Origin of the sequence: Campylobacter canis, assembly GCF_045504005.1 — a bacterium.
Taxonomy (GTDB): domain Bacteria; phylum Campylobacterota; class Campylobacteria; order Campylobacterales; family Campylobacteraceae; genus Campylobacter_A; species Campylobacter_A canis.
This window is the reverse complement of record NZ_JBJJXH010000003.1, coordinates 1-19,068: the sequence shown is the minus strand read 5'-3', so window position 1 is coordinate 19,068 and position 19,068 is coordinate 1. Positions and strand designations below refer to the sequence as shown.

Sequence of the window (19,068 nt, the reverse complement as noted above, 5' to 3'; positions counted from 1 at the left end):
CGCAAATTTGACTGATCGGCTTCAAATTTGCGCTTAAATTTTACTTTTGAAGTCCGAATTTCACAGCCGCTTTTGCAAGCTCAAGAGTCGCATCTACAAATTTATCTTTTTTATCCGCATAAGGCAAAAACAGCGGAATTTCAGTGCAAGCCGCTATATAAGCATCAGCCTCTATACGCTCTATTGTTTCGTTAAAAAGCGAGACATAGGCTTCCAAGTTGTTTGCTTTAGCGCCTTTATAGATGCAGTCCATGATATTTGAAAGCAAATTTTCAGGAATTTGGACGCACTCAAATCCGCTTGCAACCAGCTCATCTTCATAAATTTTAGCCTTTGTAGTGCCGGTAGTCGCTATGACGGCTATTTTTTTAGCATTTGGGAAATTTGTGCTTATCGCCTTAGTGGCTATTTTTGCTATATGAAGGATGTTTATACCGCACTCCTCTTCAAGCCTAGGAGCAAAATAGTGAGCGGTATTACAAGATATGCAAACAGCCTCACATCCTGCGTTTTTAAGCCTAAGTGCTGCTTCTTTCATAAAAGGAAACGGATCTTCGCCACCGTGAAGTATATAAGCCGTTCTATCGGGAATTTGAGGGTAGTTATCTATGATGATAGGTATGTTGTCTTGATCTTTTTTTGCGTCCGTTAGCTCAACTATCTTTGCATAAAGATCAATAGTCGCAAGAGGTCCCATTCCGCCCATAATTCCGATTCGTTTCATTTAATTTCCTTAAATTTAAAAGCCAAGAGATTTTCTCTTGGCTTAATGTCTATTATAAAGCTCTTATATCAATACAGGAGCTATTAAAAATCCAAGCGCAACAGATATCGCAACCATTATCGTTCCAGGGATAAAGAACGAGTGGTTAAATACGAATTTGCCCACTTTCGTAGTTCCGGTATCGTCCATTGCGATAGCGCCAAGCGTTGTAGGATATGTAGGAAGAACAAATAGTCCTGAAACAGCTGCAAATGATGCAACCAAAATCCAAACGTGCTGTGCATTTTCAGGACTTGTCATACCAAGAGCAACCGCAACCGCAGGCATCATAACGCGAGTTGTTGCAGCTTGTGAATAGAGCAAGCAACTTAAGAAGTAAAGCGCTACGGCCAATATAAACGGATACTTAGTAACAACTGCTTGAGCTATATCTTTGATACTCTCAATATGTCCGTTTACAAATGTGGTTCCAAGCCATGCAATACCGATAACGCAGATGCACGCATTCATACCGCTTTGGAAAGTGCTGGTTGAAAGCAATTTGCCTGTATCAACCTTGCAAAGCACTACGATAACAAAGCCGATAGTTAGCATGAAACTGATAATAGCGTTATCTCTTGTTAGGATAGGATTTTCGATAAGTCCTACGCTCTTTGAAATCATAAGCGCATAAGCTACGATAATCAAAACGCCTATACCAAATATCGCAACCGATCTTTTTGCATAAGGTTTAAGCTCTTTATACTCTGCATCTTTAACCTCTTCCACAAGACCTTTTGCTAGTCTTTCTTGATATATAGGATCTTTTGAAAGGTCAAGATCGTAAAATTTATTTACGAAAAACGATGTTGCAATCATAGCGACAAATGTCGTAGAGATGCAGATAAATAAAAGCATCGGATAGCTAACGCCAAGAGGCTCTACAACGCCTGTCATCGCAACAAAAGCCGCTGAAATCGGGCTTGCTGTAATTGCAACCTGAGATGATACAACGGCAAGCGCAAGAGGCGCACTAGGCTTGATATTTTGTCCTTTAGCAACTTCGGTAATAACAGGAAGCATTGAAAAAGCCGTATGTCCGGTGCCCGCAAATATCGTTAAAAGATAAGTAACGACAGGAGCTAAAAAGTTAATTTGTTTTGGATTTTTGCGTAAAATTTTAGACGCAACCTGAACAAGATAATCAAGTCCTCCGGCAACCTGCATAGCAGTAATTGCAGAGATAACAGACGCGATGATAAGGATAACGTCCATAGGAATACCCTTCATCTCGACTTTCATACCAAGCATTGCTAAAACGACAACGCCAAGACCGCCTGCGTAACCAACTCCCATACCTCCTAGTTTAACACCTAGGTAGATACCCCCAAATAGGACTATAATCTGTAAAATCAGCATTATATCCATAAGAATCTCCTTTATGAAATTTATTTTTCACTTTTAATCAAATTTTGGCGCGCCGACCAAATTTGACACGCCAATTATCAAATAAGCCTAATTTTACTCGCCCATGTGTGGGTTTAGCATATTTTTAGGCTCTAAAATTTTGTCTATCTCTTCTTTGGTTAAATAACCTCTTTCTAGGCAGATGTCTCCGACCGCTTTACCTGTAGAAAGAGCTTCTTTAGCGATACTTGCTGATTTTTCATAACCTATATAAGGGTTAAATGCCGTAACTATACCGACTGATCCCAGAACTGATTTTAAGCAAGCTTCAGGATTTGCAGTTAGTTTTTTGATAGCTTTTTCAGCTAGCGTATTCATAGCATTTTCAAGAATTACTAAAGAGTTAAATAGCCCATAAGCAATTCCCGGTTCAAATGCGTTTAGTTCAAATTCGCCTCTTTCAGAGCAAAGCATTATAGTTACGTCGTTGCCGATAACTTCATAGCAAGCCTCGCCTACAACTTCGGCGATAACAGGATTTACTTTACCGGGCATGATTGAGCTACCTGGTTGCATTTGAGGTAAATTTATCTCACCAAGACCGCATCTTGGACCTGAGTTCATAAGACGAAGATCGTTTGCGATTTTACTTAGGCGAACCGCGGCTGTTTTTAAAGCGCCGCTTACATGAACAAAATCACCGGTATCTTGAGTAGCCGCAATAAAATCCTCGGCAGGTTTAAAATCAACACCCGTAATTTCGCTTAAAATTTTATGAACAGCCGCTTTATAGTCAGGATGGCAATTTATACCTGTACCTATCGCAGTAGCGCCCATATTTAGATATGTCATGCTCTCTCTAGCCGCTTTAATCTTTTCTATATCGCTTTTTATATAGCTTGCAAATGCGTTAAAAGTATTTCCAAGTGTTGTAGGAACAGCATCTTCAAGCTCTGTTCTACCCATTTTTATTATATCTTTAAACTCTTTTGCTTTAATTTCAAGTTCGTTTTTCAAATTTTCCATAGCTTTTAGCAGGTCTGTTAGCTTCGCGTAAGCTGCCACTTTAATAGAGCTTGGATACGTGTCGTTGGTGCTTTGACCTAAATTTGTATGATCGTTTGGATGAAGGTATTGATATTCGCCTTTTTTGTGCCCCATGCTCTCAAGCGCAACGTTTGTGATAACCTCATTTGAATTCATATTTGTAGAAGTTCCTGCACCGCCTTGGATCATATCAACTACAAATTGATCTTGGAATTCTCCCGCAATTAATCTATCGCAAGCTTTAGCGATAGCATCGGCTTTTGCAGCATCAAGTACTCCCACTTGTTTATTTGCTAAAGCTGCCGCTTTTTTGATTTGAGCAAATGCTTTTATAAAATAAGGATACTCGCTTAGCTTTCTTCCTGTCATGTGGAAATTCTCAAGGGCTCTAAAAGTCTGAACGCCATAATAAACGTCATCAGAAATTTCAAGCTCACCTATAAAATCGTGTTCTTTTCTAGTTCCCATAATGGATTCTCCTTTGAAAAAATTTAATTATTGAAACTATACTACAACTTTTATAATTTTTAAATTAAAAAATTAATTTTTAAGCGGTTTTTTGCATATTTAAATTTATTTTTTATTTATAATTTTAGACTTCGCTTAAATTATATTTAGATTAAGGATTGTTTTGATTTTTATATGTAAAAAATATTATTCAAAAAATTTCAATGTTTGTAATAAGCGAAATTTCAAGATCAAGATGAAATATTTATCAAAAAATAATATGCAGATCATACTATCTTCAGTGTAAAATAAAATTTAGATTAAAACATGTGGTTTTAAATAAAGAAAATGTAAATGCGTAGTTAATATATTCTATCAACTATGCACAATAATTAGATATTTTATAAAATATAAATTTTAATTTTTTAAATTAAGTTTTTAACCGTTTAAAACTTTAAAAACTCGACTTACGTCATCATTTTTACTTAAGCTTAATCTAACGATACTATCTTCAAGTGCATTTAATGCATGCGGGATATTGGCATCAAGTGCGATCATATCAAGAGAATTTAAAATTTGCACATCGCTTCCTACGCTAAATTCGATTTTTCCACTAAGCACTTGAACCATTATAGCTCCAGGCGCTTGATGCTCTTTCATTTCATGCCCTTTTTGCAAATTTATGCGTATCTCTTTACTGCCTGAGCCTTCAAATAGTTTTACTACCTTTATACCGTTAAAATTCTCGTCTTTCCAAACAATCTTTTGCATCTGTATCCTTTTAAAAATATGCGATAATTTTAACTTTTAGATATTAATTTTTTATTGATTTAAATTAAGAGTATTTTTGTATTTTATAAAAGACTTTAGATGGAAATCATTTTTAGGCATAAAAGCCGATTAAATTTATATTCTATTAGCCTAATTAAAATTCCACGATAAACAACAGTATTGAATATACTACAAGCCCGAAATCAAATTCAAATTTATATCTTTTTACTTTCATGTTATTGAACTAGAAAACAAAAACTTAATTGTAATAAAAATTTTAGACAAATATCCTCAAACAAGCAACAAAAGCTCTTTCATTTTTTACTGCTCATTTTAAACTAAAAAACAAAAAAGTTTAATTCAAACTAATGCGATTCTTAAAAAGTATAAAAATGGTTAGACATATAGCCTCTTGCAGATATCAAATTAAAAATTATTTAATATAAAAATTAAGCTTCAAAGTTATTAGAAATGGTTAAAAGCCAAAAGAAAAATCTCTTTTGGCAAGTATAAAATTATTTTTTAAGCTCTCTAATACGTGCAGATTTACCACGTCTATCGCGTAGATAAAATAGTTTCGCACGTCTTACACGACCGCGTCTTAATACAGTTATACTCTCAAGGCTATCGCTATAAATAGGGAAAATTCTCTCAACGCCAACACTGTTTGCACCTATTTTTCTAATCATAAACGTTTCACCTGTTCCGCTTCCGCGTCTAGCTATACAAATACCTTCAAAGTTTTGGACTCTAGTTTTATCGCCCTCTTTAATGCGAATAGCTACACGAAGTGTGTCGCCGGCACGAAATTCAGGCACAGACTTACTTGCGATTTGAGCATTTTCAAATGCTTCAATATACTTATTTCTCATCTTTTATCCTTCATCAGCGGCTTGTATTTTCGGTATAAATCAGGACGGAAAAACCTAGTTTTGAAGCACGCCATATCATTTTTTAAAGCCCTGATTTTAGCATGATTTCCCTTTAAAAAGTCTGAAACAACATTTAAATTTTCATATATATTTGGCTTGGTAAAAGCCGGAGATTCTAAAATTCCTTGCTCAAAACTCTCTTCGCTTAAACTCTCATCATTGCCCAAAACTCCGCTTATATTCCTAGATATCGCATCACTCATACAAAGAGCTGGCAACTCTCCGCCGGTAAGCACAAAATCACCTATGCAAAAAACTTCATCAACGTATCTTTCGACAATTCTCTCATCAACCCCTTCGTATCTTCCGCAAATAAAGCAAATATGCTCTTTTTTGGACAACCTTTTTGCATCTTCTTGTTCAAATTTTTTTGCAGCAGGAGTTAAAAAAACAAAATGAGTGTTTGAGTTTTTTGCTTTTACATATTTTATCGCATCTTCAAGAGGTTGAACGCTCATAAGAAGTCCCGCTCCGCCTCCTATCATATAATCATCAACTTTTTTATGTTTATCTTTACTAAAATTTCTTGGATTTACAAACTCAAGCTTTATTAGTCCTTCGTTAGTTGCGCGACCTAAGATAGAGTCCGCAAAATAAGGCTTGATTAAATTTTCAAAAAGCGTGATAAATGTGAATTTAATCATGAATTTTCTAAGATCAAAAAAGCGTTTTTGGTATAAATTATCTTGTGTTGTATATCTATTTTTTCTATATAGGCATTTATATAGGGTATGTAAAAATTCTTAGCAAGTCCTTTTTGCACAAGCTCTTCGCCTGTTTTTACATAAAAAAGATGATTTGCACTGCCATCTTCTATATCCTCAACTACTCCTAAATTTTGATCATTTTCATAAATTTTACATCCCAAAATGTCAAAATAAAAAAACTCATCTTTTTTTAGCTTGCAAGTTTGACGAGTAAGTTCTTTAGTGGTATATATAGTGCGATTTGTAAGAGTTTTAGCTAAATCGACATCTTCAAAATCATAAAAAAGGATAGAGCTATTTGCATTATTAAAGCTTTTTACAACTAGCTCATTACCGTCTTTATCTATAAATTTTGCGTCTTTTTTAAATTGTTTAGGAAAGTCACTTTTGTCATGAAGCCTAACAAAGCCCTTTAAGCCGACGCTTTTACCGAGTATGCCGACTTCTACCAGATCACTCTTCAAGAGGCTTTACCGTAACCCTATATGAAGTCGCATCTTTTGCCTTGCAACCTATTATTACAGTTTTTATAGCATTTATCATTCTGCCGTCTTTTCCTATAAGCTTGCCGGTATCTACCTTATCGGCATAGACTATCACTTCGGCGAAATTCTCTCCCAACTCTACTCTTTCGACTTTTACTTTGTCGGGAAAATCTGCTATAAGTTTTGCGTATTCGCGTAAAAAATCTTCAACCATTGTTATTATTTGCTAGTTATTTTTGCAACTCTATCGCTAAGTTGTGCACCGACACCCTTCCAATAAGCAAGGCGCTCAGCATCAAATTTAACTACTTCAGGCTCAACCATTGGATTATAGTATCCTATAGACTCTATCCAGCCGCCATCTCTTCTTTTTCTGCTGTCTGTTACAACTATACGATAAAATGGTCTTTTCTTACGTCCCATTCTTGTTAGTCTTACTACTGTTGCCATATCTTGTTTCTCCTTCTAAATTTTAAATAAGGCTTAAATTTAGGCACAATTATACCTAAATTTAAGCCCATTTTTAACTAGGGCGATTTATCTTGGCTTGAGAGAGTAAATTTCCAAGTCCTCTCATGCCGTCTTTTCCTGAAAATTTCTTAGCGATTTTTGAAGCGTTTGTAAATTGCTTAAGAAATCTATTAACTTCTACCTGACTAAGACCCGCGCCTTGTGCCAAACGTCTTTTTCTGCTATTGTTTAAAAGATCGGGATTTTCACGCTCTTTTAAAGTCATAGAATTTATCATGGCTCTTATATGAATTATCTCTTTTGAGTTATCCAAATCTATATCTTTTATCTGATTTGCCACGCCTGAAAGGCCAGGGATCATGCCTATGAGCGATTTCATATTTCCAAGCTTTTTAACACTTTCCATCTGTTCCAAAAAGTCGTTAAAGTTAAACTGTCCTTTTTTTATCTTTTTATTAAGTCTTTTTGCCTCTTTTTCATCGATAATAGCGCTTGTTTTTTCAGCCAAAGTGGCCAAGTCGCCCTCACCCATAATCCTGCTTACTATGCGATCAGGTATAAAGCTCTCCAAATCAGCGGTTTTTTCGCCGATTCCAACGAATCTAAGCGGTATATTTAGCTGCTTTGCTATTCCTATAGCGACACCACCTTTGCTGTCTGAGTCAAATTTAGATAGCACAACGCCTGTTATCGACAAAGCATCATTAAAACCCGCTGCTGATTTTATACCGTCCTGCCCGCTCATCGCATCAGCAACATAGAAAATTTCATGCGGATTAAGCTCTGCTTTTATGCTTTTTATCTCGCTCATCAAAGCTTCATCTATCGCAAGACGTCCCGCGGTATCAACTAAAAGCACGTCATAAAGTCCGCTTTTTGCCTTTTCAAGTGCCGCTTTAGCTACTTTTATAGGGTTTGTTTCGTTTTCTATACTAAAAAGCTCTATCTCATTAGCCTCGCAAAGTTGGCGAAGCTGCTCAACGGCTGCAAGCCTTTGAAGGTCGCAGGCCGCCACTAAAACTTTCTTTTTTCTAAGCTTTAGATAGCTTGCAAGCTTTACGGTCGTGGTTGTCTTGCCGCTACCTTGAAGTCCCGCCATCAAAACCACAGTTGGAGCTACAGGCGCATAGACAAAGCCTTGATTTCCGGGAGCCGTTAAAATTTTAGTCAAATTTGATTTTATAGAGTCCAAAAACTGCTTTTGCCCTATACTGCTTTGTTTCAAATCAGCCTCAATCAGCGCCAGCAAATCTTTAGTAACTTTGTGATGAACGTCAGCTTTTAAAAGAGCCTTTTTAAGCACATCAAGAGCGTTTTTTAACGCTTTTTCATCATCAACAAATCTAATTTTACTAACAGCCAAACGAAAAGATTCACTGATTTGTTCAAACACAACTTTACCTTTTTTAATTTTATTTGCTAGCCAAATATGGCTTTTGGCTTATCCTAAGCACTTTAAAATACCTAAAATTTTGCCTATTTATAATTAATTTAAATACATAAGGGACGCATTTTACTAAATTTTAGCTTTATCACTCTTTAAACTTCAAAATTCTTGCCTATCTCAAAGCCAAAATCATTAAAATCACTTCCCAAATTCGCCCTAAATTTATATCCTAAAATTTCTATCTTATGCGCATGCAAATACATTCGCTTTGATCTATTTTTAGCGTATTTTTCATCGCCGACTATACCAAAGCCGATATGATTTAGGTGCACTCTTATCTGATGCGTTCTGCCTGTTGGGATTTCAACTCTCACCAAGCTTTTTTTGCCTGCCACCATGATAGGTGAGATTATAGAAACAGCCTCTTTTCCGTCTTTTGAAATTTTCGAATACGCTCCGCCTTTATTTTTAAGAGTGATTATAGGTTCATCAACTCTTACATCTTCGCTTAAAATTCCTTTAACCATCGCTATATACTCTTTTTTCACTCGATGATGTTTAAATTCCTCAATGGCTTTTTTTTGAAATTCCTCATTTTTAACGAGCAAAAGCACTCCGCTAGTCTCTTTATCAAGACGGTGTAAAAGCGGAAATTTGTAAATTTGACTTACTTTTTCGGATGTCAAAAACGCAGGCTTATTGATAGCGATTAAATTTTCATCTTCAAATATCACGCTAGGTTTTGGCATCTTCTGCACGCTAAATTTAGTAGCAACACTCATCATAGCTCTTGCAACTACGATTTTTTGTCCCTTTGCGCTTACTAATCCGCTATCTATGAGCTCCTTTGCTTCGTTGTTTGAAATTCCCTCTTGCAAAGCAAGGAGTTTATAAGCTTTTTCTTCTTTCACAACTATCCTTAATGTCTTTTATGATCTCATCCGCACTTCCAAGCGAACGGATTTTACTCTTTTTTAACTCTTTTTTAAGTAAATCGCCGATATACTCGGCTTTAGTAAATACCACGTCATCAACCTGTTCAAAAAGAGCCTTTTGGTTAAATATAAACTCTCCCGTAATTATACTATTTTCAAACTGAGCCGCCTCAATCGGATTGTGTCCGCCGACATTTGGCACAAAGCTGCCGCCCAAAATCACGATATCCGATATCGCATAGATATTTACAAGCTCACCCATAGTATCAACAAGAACGCATTTGGCGCTAAAATTTTGAGATTTTGAAAATCTCTCAAAACTAAAGCCATGATTGCGGGCAAATTTAGCCAAAATTTCACCCGCTTCATCAAATCTCTCAGGGTGGCGCGGAACCAAAATAAGCTTATCGTTATCTCTTAAATTTATACGATTTAGCAGTAGCTCTTCTTCGCCTTTGTGTGTGCTTGCAAGCACGATAACGCGCTCTTTTGGCTTGGTATAAGCTTTACTAATACTAGGCAAAAAAGCCGATTTGATATTTCCGCTTACGACTACGTTTTTTGCGCCAAGACCGATTAGTCTTTGTTTATCAAGCTCGCTTTGCGCATAAATTTTATCTATAAATTGAAAAATTTCATTATAAAAAAACTTAAATTTCAAGTATCTTTTATAGCTTCTATCTGAAATTCTGGCATTTATCAAAATAACTCTTGAGCTTTTAAATTTAGCCCAAAATACAAGCATAAGCCAAAGCTCCGCTTCAAAGATAACTAACATTTTAGATCTTCTAAGCCAAAATGGGATAAAAATTTCAAACGGCAAAAACCTTGTATTTGGCGTTATCTTCTTGGCCTCATCAAATCCTGTTTTTGTTATCACGCTTACGGCAATGCTTTTAAATTTCTTTAAAAGTGGCTCGATAGAACGAATTTCACCAAACGAGCAAGCATGAAAATGAATGTCCGCTTCATCAAATTTGGGATTGTTAAAAAGAAAAAATCTAGCAGGAATCGACTTGCGATATTTTGATTTAAAAGAGACTAAAATAAGTGGCAAAACCCCGATCAAAAAGGCGATCAGGGCTAAAATATAATAAATTAAAATCAAATTTCAGGGCTACTCAGCCGTCTCTTTGTATAAAATTCTTCCGCAGTGAGGGCAAGTAACTACATCTTCGCCCTTTATAACAGCAGAATAAGTTTTATCGTTTATCTGCATGAAACAGCCATAGCATGCTTGTTTTTTTACAGGTACTACGGCGGTGTTGTGAGCCCATTTACGAATTTTCTCGTAAAATGTAAGAATTTTTTGATTCATATCGCCGATTAATTTCTCTTTTTTTGCATAAATTTCAGCTCTTTCTTTTTCTATCGCGCTTACCTCTTGAGCGATGTCGGCTTCAATTTTTTGCAGGCTTGTTGTAAGCTCGGCGCTTTTAGCTTCAAGCTCGGTTTTTAGATCGTTTTTATTTGCGATTATCTTTTCAAGCCTTTCAATCTCCTCATTTGCAGCCTCAAGTTGCTCTCTGGCAAGCTCATCTTCAAGCTGAAGGGCCTTGATCTCTTTTTCTGTCTTTGCTGCCGAGCTTTTCTTTGAGACATCTTTGATCTTGGCAGAAAATTCAGCGATATGAGCGTTGGTTTGCGATTTTTGAGATTTTAACTCGGCTACGGCTTCATCAATATTTGAAATTTGCTCGGCAATGCCTGCTTGCTCATCTTTTGTCGCTCTTAAAACACGCTCGACTTTTTCTAGTCTAGGTCCAAATCCGTCAATCTCTTTATCGATTTGGGCAAGATCGACAAGCTGCTCTAAATATTTATTCATAACTTTCCTTTTTGTTTAGCGGTATACAAATGGGTTTTTTGAGTTAGTTATTATAATGAAAACTCCCAAATTTTGCAAATATTTTGCCAAGGATTCCCCAAAATAGCGCTCTGTTTCAAAATGCCCTATGTCTATCAAATTTAGTCCGTTCATCTTAGCTTCAAGCGCTTGATGATATTTAAAATCTCCGCTTAAAAATGCATCAGCTTTAACTTTTGATATCAGATCTCCGCCGCTTCCAGTGCAGAGTGCAAGACGGCGAATTCTATTTTCGTTAGTAGTTTTTGCAACTCTTAAAGTTTGCAGGCTAAATTTATCCTTTATAAAATCACAAAGCTCATCAAAGCTGAAATTCACATCCATATAAAGCAAAAATTCATCTTTTTCATACTCTTTAAAGCCCAAAATTTCGCTTGCTACATATTCGTTTAGATGGCTTAAATCGTAATTCGTATGAAGGCTTATTAATGAAATTTCTTGTTTTATCATCTGCGTTATGAGTGAGCTTGGATAAAGGCTTGAATTTATGCTTTTTAGTCCTTTAAATATCAGAGGATGATGTGTAATAATAAGCGAATTTGGCTTAACTTCGTTCAAAAGCTCAAAATCAATATCAAGGCTTAGATAAATTTGATTCACTTCATCGTGGGGCGAGCCGATTATAAGTCCGCTATTATCCCAGCTCTCTTGGTTTTCAAACGGGCTTAGTTCGTTTAGAAATTTATAAATTTCAGCTATTTTCATTTACGAATTCGCCTCTTGCTCATCTATGCTAGCCTTGTAAGTTAGAGCACACTCTTTAGCCAGCTCGCGAATTTTCAGGATATAATCTTGTCTTTGAGTTACGGAAATCGCTCCACGCGCGTCAAGCACATTAAAAGTATGTGCCGCAAGCATACAATAATCATACGCAGGAAGCGAAATTTTAGCCTCCAGGCAGTTTTTGCACTCGTTAAAGGCATTTTCAAACTGATTAAAAAGCATCTTCGTATCGGCAACTTCGAAGTTATATTTACTCCACTCATACTCGCCTTGCTTATGCACATCGCCGTAAGTTACGACATTGCCGCCATTATCGTCCCAAACGATGTCATATACGCTATCAACATCTTGCAGATACATAGCAAGGCGTTCAAGCCCGTATGTTATCTCGGCACTTACCAGATCGCATGTGATGCCGCCTACCTGCTGAAAATACGTAAATTGCGTTACCTCCATACCGTCAAGCCAAACTTCCCAACCAAGCCCCCACGCGCCAAGCGTCGGGCTCTCCCAGTTATCCTCCACAAAGCGGATATCATGCTTTTTAAGATCAAAACCAAGTTTTTCAAGGCTTTTTAGATAAAGCTCTTGGATGTTTTCAGGACTTGGCTTGATTAAGACTTGAAATTGATAGTACGCTCCCAAGCGGTTTGGATTCTCTCCGTATCTACCGTCGGTAGGACGGCGAGACGGAGCTACATAAGCTGTCGCCCAAGGCTTTTTGCCAAGACTTCTTAAAAATGTCGCTTGATGGTATGTTCCTGCACCTGCGGGCATATCGTATGGCTGAAGTATCACGCAGCCAAGCTCTTGCCAGTAGTTTTGCAGTGTTAAAATAATTTGTGAAAATGTCATTTTTATCCTTACTTTATAGATACATAAATTTCTATTTTGTCTTTTAAATACTTTTCAAAATCTGTCACATAAGCTCTTTTTAAATTTGAGTTTTCAAAAAACTCCCAAATTTCACGCCAAAGCTCTATCACGGCTTTCTCGCTAGCGCCATCTTTACTAAATACGGCATATTTGCCCGCTTTTGCAATCACTTTTTCATAAACTCCGCGCGGCGAGCCTTTAGTGCCTACAAGCAAAGAGTAAGAGCCGTTTAGATCGCTTTCATACTCATGATAAACAGCGCAAATTTCATCTGTTCCGTTATAGCTGGAGTTTAAAAACTCTCTCCATAGATCAGCTATTCTGCCCTCGCCGTTCATCTCGCTAGCGTTATCTGTGCGAATTTTTAGTCCGCAAATTTCAAAGCTTTCTTTTAACTCTAATGTTTGCACTAACTATCCTTGAAGTTTTCTACAGCCTTATTCCACATGAGCTTATATTTACGCTTTAAGAACTCAATTTCTTCATTAGCCTTTTTAAGCTGCTCGTTAAGCGTATCTATCGTCTTTCTATCCTCATCGTAAAGCTCTTGCATCGAATAAAGCGCCTCTTTTAAAAATTTATTCTCATTTCTTAAGGCCTCAAGCGTTTCGTCTTTAGCGTCAAGAACCTTTTCGTGCAAATTTAAGATAGTTCCTATCGTCTTTTCAACAAAACTAAATCCCTCACTTGGCTTGCTTGTTATGCTTAAATTCGCACTTACGCTTGGAACTACGCTCATCGTGCCTTCGTTTGCCTCTATGTAAATTTTGCCGTCTTGCTCTTTTGTATTTAGCACTCCACGCTTTATCATGCCTTCTATCACTTCATGATCCAAATGCACAAGCTTGCAAAATTCATCGATGCTTAAATAAGTCTGCATTTTTGCTCCTTTTACGCGAGTAAGACCTCCACTTTTTTCGAGTCTTCCTCGACCGCTTTTGCTTTAGCGTCTCTATCGGCTCTTAATCTCTCATCAAGCGAGCTATCGTTAAGCGCTAAAATTTGAAGCGCAAGATAGGCCGCATTCACCGCTCCGGCCTTGCCGATGGCAACTGTTCCAACCGGCATGCCTGCAGGCATTTGCACCGTAGAATAAAGCGCATCAACGCCGCTTAATGAGCTTCCGCCCATCGGTATGCCGATAACAGGGCGAGTTGTATTTGCAGCGATCGCTCCTGCTAAGTGAGCCGCCATACCTGCCGCTGCGATAAATACCTGAGCCCCCCTGCTTTCCGCACTTGATACATATTCACTGGTTCTTTTTGGGCTTCTATGCGCCGAAGAGATGATAAGCTCGTAGCTTACTTCAAATTTTTCTAAAACTTTCGCCGCTTCATTTACTATCTCGTAATCGCTCTTGCTTCCCATTATGATCGAAACAAATTTCATCTTATCTCCTCTCTTAAAAAGCTAAATTCAGGCAACTTCACGCCTAAATTAACCTCATTTTCATTTCCGCTGTGAATTTCGCTCATCTCTTTGCCTTTTTTCGTGATGAGCTTCTTAAACTCTATAAATTTCTTGCCATCTTTAGCATAAATTTTACAAATTTCATTTTCAGTTTCGCTTGCGTCTTTGCCGATTGGCATTACAAGCTCGTAAGGTCTGTTTAAAACTATCTTAAATTTGCACTTAAAGAACTCTCCATCCTCACTTATGGCGTTTACTTGATGAGTGCCCTCTTCTAGGCTACTAAAGTGATTTTGTGTACTTGGTCTTTCAAAGGGCCTATGCACTAAATATCCGTCGGTAAAGCCGCGATTTTTAAGCGTATTTAGCTCCGCCTCATAAATTTGCGCGTCAAATTTACCCGCCATAGCGTCATCTATCGCCATTGTATAAGCTCTTGCAGTGCAAGCTGCGTAGTATTCGCTTTTGGTGCGCCCTTCTATCTTAAAGCTATCAACCACGCCTGATTTTATGATATCTTCTACGTGAGCAGCGAGCTTTAAATCCTTTGAATTCATGATATGAGTGCCGTTTTCATCCTCTTCAAGGCGAAATAGCACTCCTCTTTCATCGTTTTTGGCGTAAAGCTCGTATTTAAAGCGACAGTCATTCGCGCAGCTTCCGCGATTTGCCATACGACCGCTTTGCACGGAGCTTACCAAACAGCGCCCCGAATACGCAAAGCACATCGAGCCGTGCACGAAAATTTCGATATCAAGCGTAGGGATCGCCTCTTTTATCTTGATCACGTCTTTTAAATTCATCTCGCGCGCCACGACTATACGCTTTGCGCCCATGTCATGATAAATTTTAGCGTCCAAGAAATTTAGCACGTTTGCCTGCGTAGAGAGATGAACCTCTATGTCAGGCGCTATCTCTTTAGCTAGGCTCATAACGCCGGGGGTTGCGATGATAAAAGCATCCGGTTTCATCGCTGAAATCGTCTTTAAATGGCGCTTTAAAGGCTCGATTTGCGAGTTAAAAGGAAAGGCATTAACCGTAGCGTAAAATTTCTTGCCCTTTGAGTGGGTGTAGTCTATCGCCTCTTCAAAGGTTTGCAAGTTAAATTCTCTAGCCGAGCGGGTTCTAAGCGAAAAGCTAGCTACACTTGCATATACGGCATCCGCTCCGTATTCAAGCGCGATTTTTAGTTTGGTTAAATTTCCTGCAGGACTTAATAACTCGGGTCTTTTCACTTCTTACCCAAACTTTCGATCAAGGCTTCGATATCATCATTACTTACCAAATTTTCAGTAGTAGTATCGCCCGCGATATGTACCGCAGATCCTACGCGCTTTTCATCATCGATCTTGCCCTCAAACAGGCTGCTCATATACTTGCTAAGTGCACGCATAACGTTTATAACGCGCTCTATCTTTTGGCGGTGAATATCTTGATACTGCATCATGTCCATAGTCATCATCACTTCATCTTCACCCATTTGGATATTTCCAAGTACGTCCTCGGCGCTATTTTTAAGCTCGTTGTTTTTATCAAGAGCATCTTTAAATGCGGCTACGTTAGGGAATTTATCATTTAGCTTCGTAAAAATTTCTATGTTGCTTTCAAGCCCTTTGATGATAGCGTTACAACCGCTTTCGGCATCCATAAAAAAGTTATTGATCGCATCAAGCTTATCAAACATCTGAGTAGCTTTCTCTTCGCTATCTTTTGTGACATCGTCAAGCTGATGAACCATCTTGTGATCGTCAGTCGGCGGAGGCGGAGGCCAAGCTACGCTAGCCGATACTCGGTAGTCGGCATAAATGTCAGCGTCTTTAAGCTCACTTGTTTCGTTTATATTTTCAATCTTTTTATCCTCTTCTTGAGGTGGATTTTTTTCGCTATCCGCCTCTTCTTCATCAAGTCCGTCAAGTCCGCCTGCCATAAGGGCGTCTAACTCTTCTTGCGTCATAACAACTCCTAATCCAAATTTCGCAAGATTATATTAAAATTTAACGAAATATTAGTTTAAACAAAAAAATTGCCTTTAAATTTAATAAACTTTTGATAGCATTTTGATTGCTATTTATAAAGTAAAAGGAAATTTAATGAAGGTTGATCTACATAACCACACTCCGCTTTGCAAACACGCAGTAGATGAGCCGCGAGAGTATGCTTTAGAGGCAATTAAATCGAATTGCTCTTATTTTGGATTTTCAGATCACGCTCCGATGAACTTTGACGAAGCTTATAGAATGAGCTTTAACGAGATGGAAATTTACGAGAGAGAAATTCTTAATTTGCAAGATGAATTCAAAGACAAAATCGAAATTTTGCTCGGATATGAGGTTGATTTTTTAGAGGGCTTTATGGACGAGCGAGTGCTAAATAGAAAGGTTGATTATCTAATCGGCTCGGTGCACTTTATAAACGGCTGGGGCTTTGACAATCCCGAATTCATAGGCGAATACAAAAATAAAGACATAAATAAAATTTGGGAGGATTATTTTTACTGCATAAGTGCGCTTGCAAGAAGCGGTAAATTTGACATCGTAGGACATCTTGATCTTATAAAAGTGTTTAAATTTTTGCCAAAAAAAGATGTAAGAATGATAGCCAAAGACGCTCTAAACGCGATTAAAAAGGCGAATTTGGTAGTTGAAATTAATGCCGCAGGGTTTAGAAAACCGATAGCCGAACAGTATCCGTCAAATCTGCTTCTTGAAGAGCTTGTAAATTTAGACATCGCCATAACTTTTGGCTCTGATGCGCACGCAAAAGATCAAGTCGGACTAAACGGGCAAAAATGCGAAGATATAGCTAAAAGATTCGGCTTTAGCAAATGTGCTTGCTTTAAAAACCGAGATAAATTTACGGTTGAATTTTAAAACGGGTAAAATATAAATATAAAAACAAACTTAAACATTAAAAAATGTGGTAAAATTACGAGATTTAAATCCAAGGAGATATAAGACAATGGGAAAATTTGTGAGGAGTGTCGATCACTTTTTTGAATTTTGCAAAGAAAACGAGGTTAAATTTATAGATTTTAGATACACCGATATGAACGGCGGATGGCACTCTCTTACATACAACGCTAAAGTTATAGAAAAAGACGCTTTTGAGTATGGGATACCTTTTGACGCAAGCTCTACGGGAGGTTGGCAGCCTATAGATAAGTCTGATATGTTACTTAAGCCTGAAGCCCAAAGCGCGTTTTTAGATCCGTTTACAGCCGATATGACAGCGGTTGTGTTTTGCGATGTATTTGATATATATAAAAATCAAATGTATGAGAAATGCCCGCGCTCAATAGCCAAAAAAGCCATGGCTTACGTAAAAGAAAGCGGCATGGGAGACGTCGCGTATTTTGGTCCGGAGAACGAATTTTTCGTATTTGATAACGTCAAAATCATCGACAGGGCAAACTGCGCGATGTATGAGGTTGATACCGAAGAGGGCGAATGGAACGACGCAAGAGACTTTGCAGATAGCTACAATACGGGTCATAGACCGCGCACAAAGGGCGGATATCTAGCCACTCAGCCGACAGATAGCATGGTCGATCTGCGCGCGGAGATGGTTCAGGTGCTTGAGCAAGTTGGTCTTGAAACCTTTGTCGTGCATCACGAAGTAGCTCAAGGACAAGGCGAGATAGGCGTCAAATTTGGCACTTTGGTTGAGGCTGCTGATAACGTGCAAATTTACAAATACGTGGTTAAAATGGTCGCTCACCTAAACGGAAAGACGGCTACGTTTATGCCAAAACCGCTTTACGGAGACAACGGAAGCGGCATGCACGTGCACCAATCAGTCTGGAAGGATGGCAAAAACTTATTCTACGGCAAAGGAAACTACGCAAATTTAAGCGATTTTGCACGCTGGTATATCGGGGGAATTTTGCATCACGCTAGAAGCGTGGCGGCATTTACAAACCCGAGCACAAATAGCTATAAGCGCTTAATTCCCGGATTTGAAGCGCCTTCTATATTAACCTACTCAAGCCAAAACCGCTCGGCTTCAATCAGAATTCCTTACGGCTCAGGCGAAAAATCAGTAAGAGCGGAAATTCGCTTCCCTGATAGCACAGCTTGTCCGTATTTGGCGTTTTCTGCGATGCTTATGGCGGGACTTGACGGAGTTAAAAAGCAAATCGAACCGGTCGGTCCGATGGATGAGAATTTATTCAAACTGCACCTTGATGAAATTCGCGAAAGAGGGATAGAGCAGCTACCACACACCTTGCGCGGAAGCCTTGAAGCGCTTATTCGTGACAACGAATACCTAAGCCCGATAATGAGTGAGCTCTTTATAGACGCATTTCAGCACTATAAATTTGAAACTCAAGTTTGGCCTTACGAGGCTCGTCCTACGGCTTATGAGTTTAAAACCTGCTACTCGTGCTAGTTGATTAGGCTCGCTTTCATAACAGGTCGCCAGCCTTAATTTGATTGGCTTAAATTTTAAAAGCGACACAAGGGTAAAATCAATAAAAATTTCAAGATTTTACCCTCCTCTTTTTTTCTATCAAAAATCTTTCTACTTAAGCTTAAAAAACTAACTAAATTTTCATACAGCAAGTTTTATTAATGTATCTAAAAATTTTAATTTCATAGAAAATCTCAAGCACGCAATGGCTTAAAATTTAAGCTGGTGCTTACAAAACAGACGTGTTTAGCTAAATTTATCTAGCCAAAGACCGCTTAAAAGCTTGACAAATAAGTTCTTTTTGCGTATAATCACAACTTCAATTTTTGAAATCGTGTCTTGTTAGCTCAGTCGGTAGAGCATTTCACTTTTAATGAAGGGGTCGCTGGTTCGAGTCCAGCACAGGACACCATTTTCGGTCGCTTAGCTCAGTTGGTAGAGCGCCACCCTTACAAGGTGGATGTCATAAGTTCGAGTCTTATAGCGACCA

General features: G+C 38.1%; 22 protein-coding genes and 2 tRNA genes. 4 read left to right on the top strand and 20 right to left on the bottom strand.

Annotated features, from left to right (window positions below; genetic code table 11):
• Positions 1-40: 40 nt before the first annotated feature.
• From cuyB to ACHJH3_RS03495, 20 genes are all read right to left on the bottom strand, one after another.
• Positions 41-724, bottom strand: a complete 684-nt coding sequence (cuyB, locus tag ACHJH3_RS03590) for a cysteate racemase (RefSeq protein ID WP_407063611.1) — start codon at positions 722-724, stop codon at positions 41-43.
• A 63-nt stretch (positions 725-787) separates the two neighbouring features.
• Positions 788-2,131 (bottom strand): anaerobic C4-dicarboxylate transporter, encoded by a 1,344-nt coding sequence (locus tag ACHJH3_RS03585; protein WP_407063610.1) that lies wholly within the window; start codon positions 2,129-2,131, stop codon positions 788-790.
• Positions 2,132-2,224: 93 nt separating this feature from the next.
• Positions 2,225-3,625 carry an aspartate ammonia-lyase gene (locus ACHJH3_RS03580; RefSeq protein ID WP_407063609.1) on the bottom strand — a complete coding sequence of 467 codons (1,401 nt, stop codon included), beginning with the start codon at positions 3,623-3,625 and terminating at the stop codon, positions 2,225-2,227.
• A gap of 417 nt (positions 3,626-4,042) precedes the next feature.
• Complete coding sequence (locus tag ACHJH3_RS03575) at positions 4,043-4,375, bottom strand: cupin domain-containing protein (RefSeq protein ID WP_172200662.1); 333 nt, start codon at positions 4,373-4,375, stop codon at positions 4,043-4,045.
• A gap of 515 nt (positions 4,376-4,890) precedes the next feature.
• Positions 4,891-5,247: a 50S ribosomal protein L19 gene (gene rplS / locus ACHJH3_RS03570; protein WP_169941944.1), complete on the bottom strand. Its 357-nt coding sequence runs from the start codon at positions 5,245-5,247 to the stop codon at positions 4,891-4,893.
• Entirely contained in the window at positions 5,244-5,948 is a 705-nt protein-coding gene (gene trmD, locus ACHJH3_RS03565; RefSeq protein WP_407063806.1) for a tRNA (guanosine(37)-N1)-methyltransferase TrmD, read from the bottom strand. The genes rplS and trmD overlap by 4 nt, the downstream gene beginning before the upstream one ends.
• Positions 5,948-6,478 carry a ribosome maturation factor RimM gene (gene rimM / locus ACHJH3_RS03560; RefSeq protein ID WP_407063608.1) on the bottom strand — a complete coding sequence of 177 codons (531 nt, stop codon included), beginning with the start codon at positions 6,476-6,478 and terminating at the stop codon, positions 5,948-5,950. The genes trmD and rimM overlap by 1 nt, the downstream gene beginning before the upstream one ends.
• Positions 6,468-6,713: a KH domain-containing protein gene (locus tag ACHJH3_RS03555; RefSeq protein ID WP_169973604.1), complete on the bottom strand. Its 246-nt coding sequence runs from the start codon at positions 6,711-6,713 to the stop codon at positions 6,468-6,470. The genes rimM and ACHJH3_RS03555 overlap by 11 nt, the downstream gene beginning before the upstream one ends.
• Before the next feature lie 5 nt (positions 6,714-6,718).
• The gene (rpsP, locus tag ACHJH3_RS03550; protein ID WP_169941939.1) at positions 6,719-6,949 is read right to left on the bottom strand and encodes a 30S ribosomal protein S16; all 231 of its coding nucleotides are present in this window, start codon (positions 6,947-6,949) and stop codon (positions 6,719-6,721) included.
• A 73-nt stretch (positions 6,950-7,022) separates the two neighbouring features.
• The gene (ffh, locus tag ACHJH3_RS03545; RefSeq protein WP_172127848.1) at positions 7,023-8,363 is read right to left on the bottom strand and encodes a signal recognition particle protein; all 1,341 of its coding nucleotides are present in this window, start codon (positions 8,361-8,363) and stop codon (positions 7,023-7,025) included.
• A 146-nt stretch (positions 8,364-8,509) separates the two neighbouring features.
• Positions 8,510-9,268 carry an RluA family pseudouridine synthase gene (locus tag ACHJH3_RS03540; RefSeq protein ID WP_407063607.1) on the bottom strand — a complete coding sequence of 253 codons (759 nt, stop codon included), beginning with the start codon at positions 9,266-9,268 and terminating at the stop codon, positions 8,510-8,512.
• Positions 9,246-10,400 carry a lipid IV(A) 3-deoxy-D-manno-octulosonic acid transferase gene (gene waaA / locus ACHJH3_RS03535; RefSeq protein ID WP_407063606.1) on the bottom strand — a complete coding sequence of 385 codons (1,155 nt, stop codon included), beginning with the start codon at positions 10,398-10,400 and terminating at the stop codon, positions 9,246-9,248. Before waaA ends, ACHJH3_RS03540 begins: the two co-directional genes overlap by 23 nt.
• A 9-nt stretch (positions 10,401-10,409) precedes the next feature.
• Positions 10,410-11,120 carry a zinc ribbon domain-containing protein gene (locus tag ACHJH3_RS03530; protein ID WP_407063605.1) on the bottom strand — a complete coding sequence of 237 codons (711 nt, stop codon included), beginning with the start codon at positions 11,118-11,120 and terminating at the stop codon, positions 10,410-10,412.
• Between the two features lie 15 nt (positions 11,121-11,135).
• The gene (locus ACHJH3_RS03525; RefSeq protein ID WP_407063604.1) at positions 11,136-11,864 is read right to left on the bottom strand and encodes a Nif3-like dinuclear metal center hexameric protein; all 729 of its coding nucleotides are present in this window, start codon (positions 11,862-11,864) and stop codon (positions 11,136-11,138) included.
• Positions 11,865-12,737: a glycine--tRNA ligase subunit alpha gene (glyQ, locus tag ACHJH3_RS03520; RefSeq protein WP_170019156.1), complete on the bottom strand. Its 873-nt coding sequence runs from the start codon at positions 12,735-12,737 to the stop codon at positions 11,865-11,867.
• 8 nt (positions 12,738-12,745) lie between these two features.
• A complete protein-coding gene (locus tag ACHJH3_RS03515; protein ID WP_407063603.1) occupies positions 12,746-13,168 on the bottom strand; it encodes a GyrI-like domain-containing protein in 423 nt (140 codons plus the stop codon).
• Complete coding sequence (locus tag ACHJH3_RS03510) at positions 13,168-13,638, bottom strand: DUF3972 domain-containing protein (protein ID WP_173030792.1); 471 nt, start codon at positions 13,636-13,638, stop codon at positions 13,168-13,170. Before ACHJH3_RS03510 ends, ACHJH3_RS03515 begins: the two co-directional genes overlap by 1 nt.
• 11 nt (positions 13,639-13,649) lie before the next feature.
• A complete protein-coding gene (purE, locus tag ACHJH3_RS03505) occupies positions 13,650-14,147 on the bottom strand; it encodes a 5-(carboxyamino)imidazole ribonucleotide mutase (RefSeq protein ID WP_170019159.1) in 498 nt (165 codons plus the stop codon).
• On the bottom strand, positions 14,144-15,403 hold the full coding sequence (locus tag ACHJH3_RS03500) for a peptidase U32 family protein (RefSeq protein ID WP_407063602.1): 1,260 nt from the start codon (positions 15,401-15,403) through the stop codon (positions 14,144-14,146). The genes purE and ACHJH3_RS03500 overlap by 4 nt, the downstream gene beginning before the upstream one ends.
• A complete protein-coding gene (locus tag ACHJH3_RS03495; protein ID WP_407063601.1) occupies positions 15,400-16,122 on the bottom strand; it encodes a chemotaxis protein in 723 nt (240 codons plus the stop codon). The genes ACHJH3_RS03500 and ACHJH3_RS03495 overlap by 4 nt, the downstream gene beginning before the upstream one ends.
• Before the next feature lie 136 nt (positions 16,123-16,258).
• Here ACHJH3_RS03495 and ACHJH3_RS03490 point away from each other — a divergent pair, with 136 nt between their 5' ends.
• From ACHJH3_RS03490 to ACHJH3_RS03475, 4 genes are all read left to right on the top strand, one after another.
• Positions 16,259-17,038, top strand: coding sequence for a histidinol-phosphatase (locus ACHJH3_RS03490; protein WP_407063600.1), 780 nt, complete (start codon positions 16,259-16,261; stop codon positions 17,036-17,038).
• Between the two features lie 88 nt (positions 17,039-17,126).
• A complete protein-coding gene (glnA, locus tag ACHJH3_RS03485) occupies positions 17,127-18,557 on the top strand; it encodes a type I glutamate--ammonia ligase (RefSeq protein WP_407063599.1) in 1,431 nt (476 codons plus the stop codon).
• 357 nt (positions 18,558-18,914) lie between these two features.
• A tRNA-Lys gene (locus tag ACHJH3_RS03480) sits at positions 18,915-18,990 on the top strand.
• 5 nt (positions 18,991-18,995) lie between these two features.
• Positions 18,996-19,068: transfer RNA gene (locus tag ACHJH3_RS03475), tRNA-Val, on the top strand.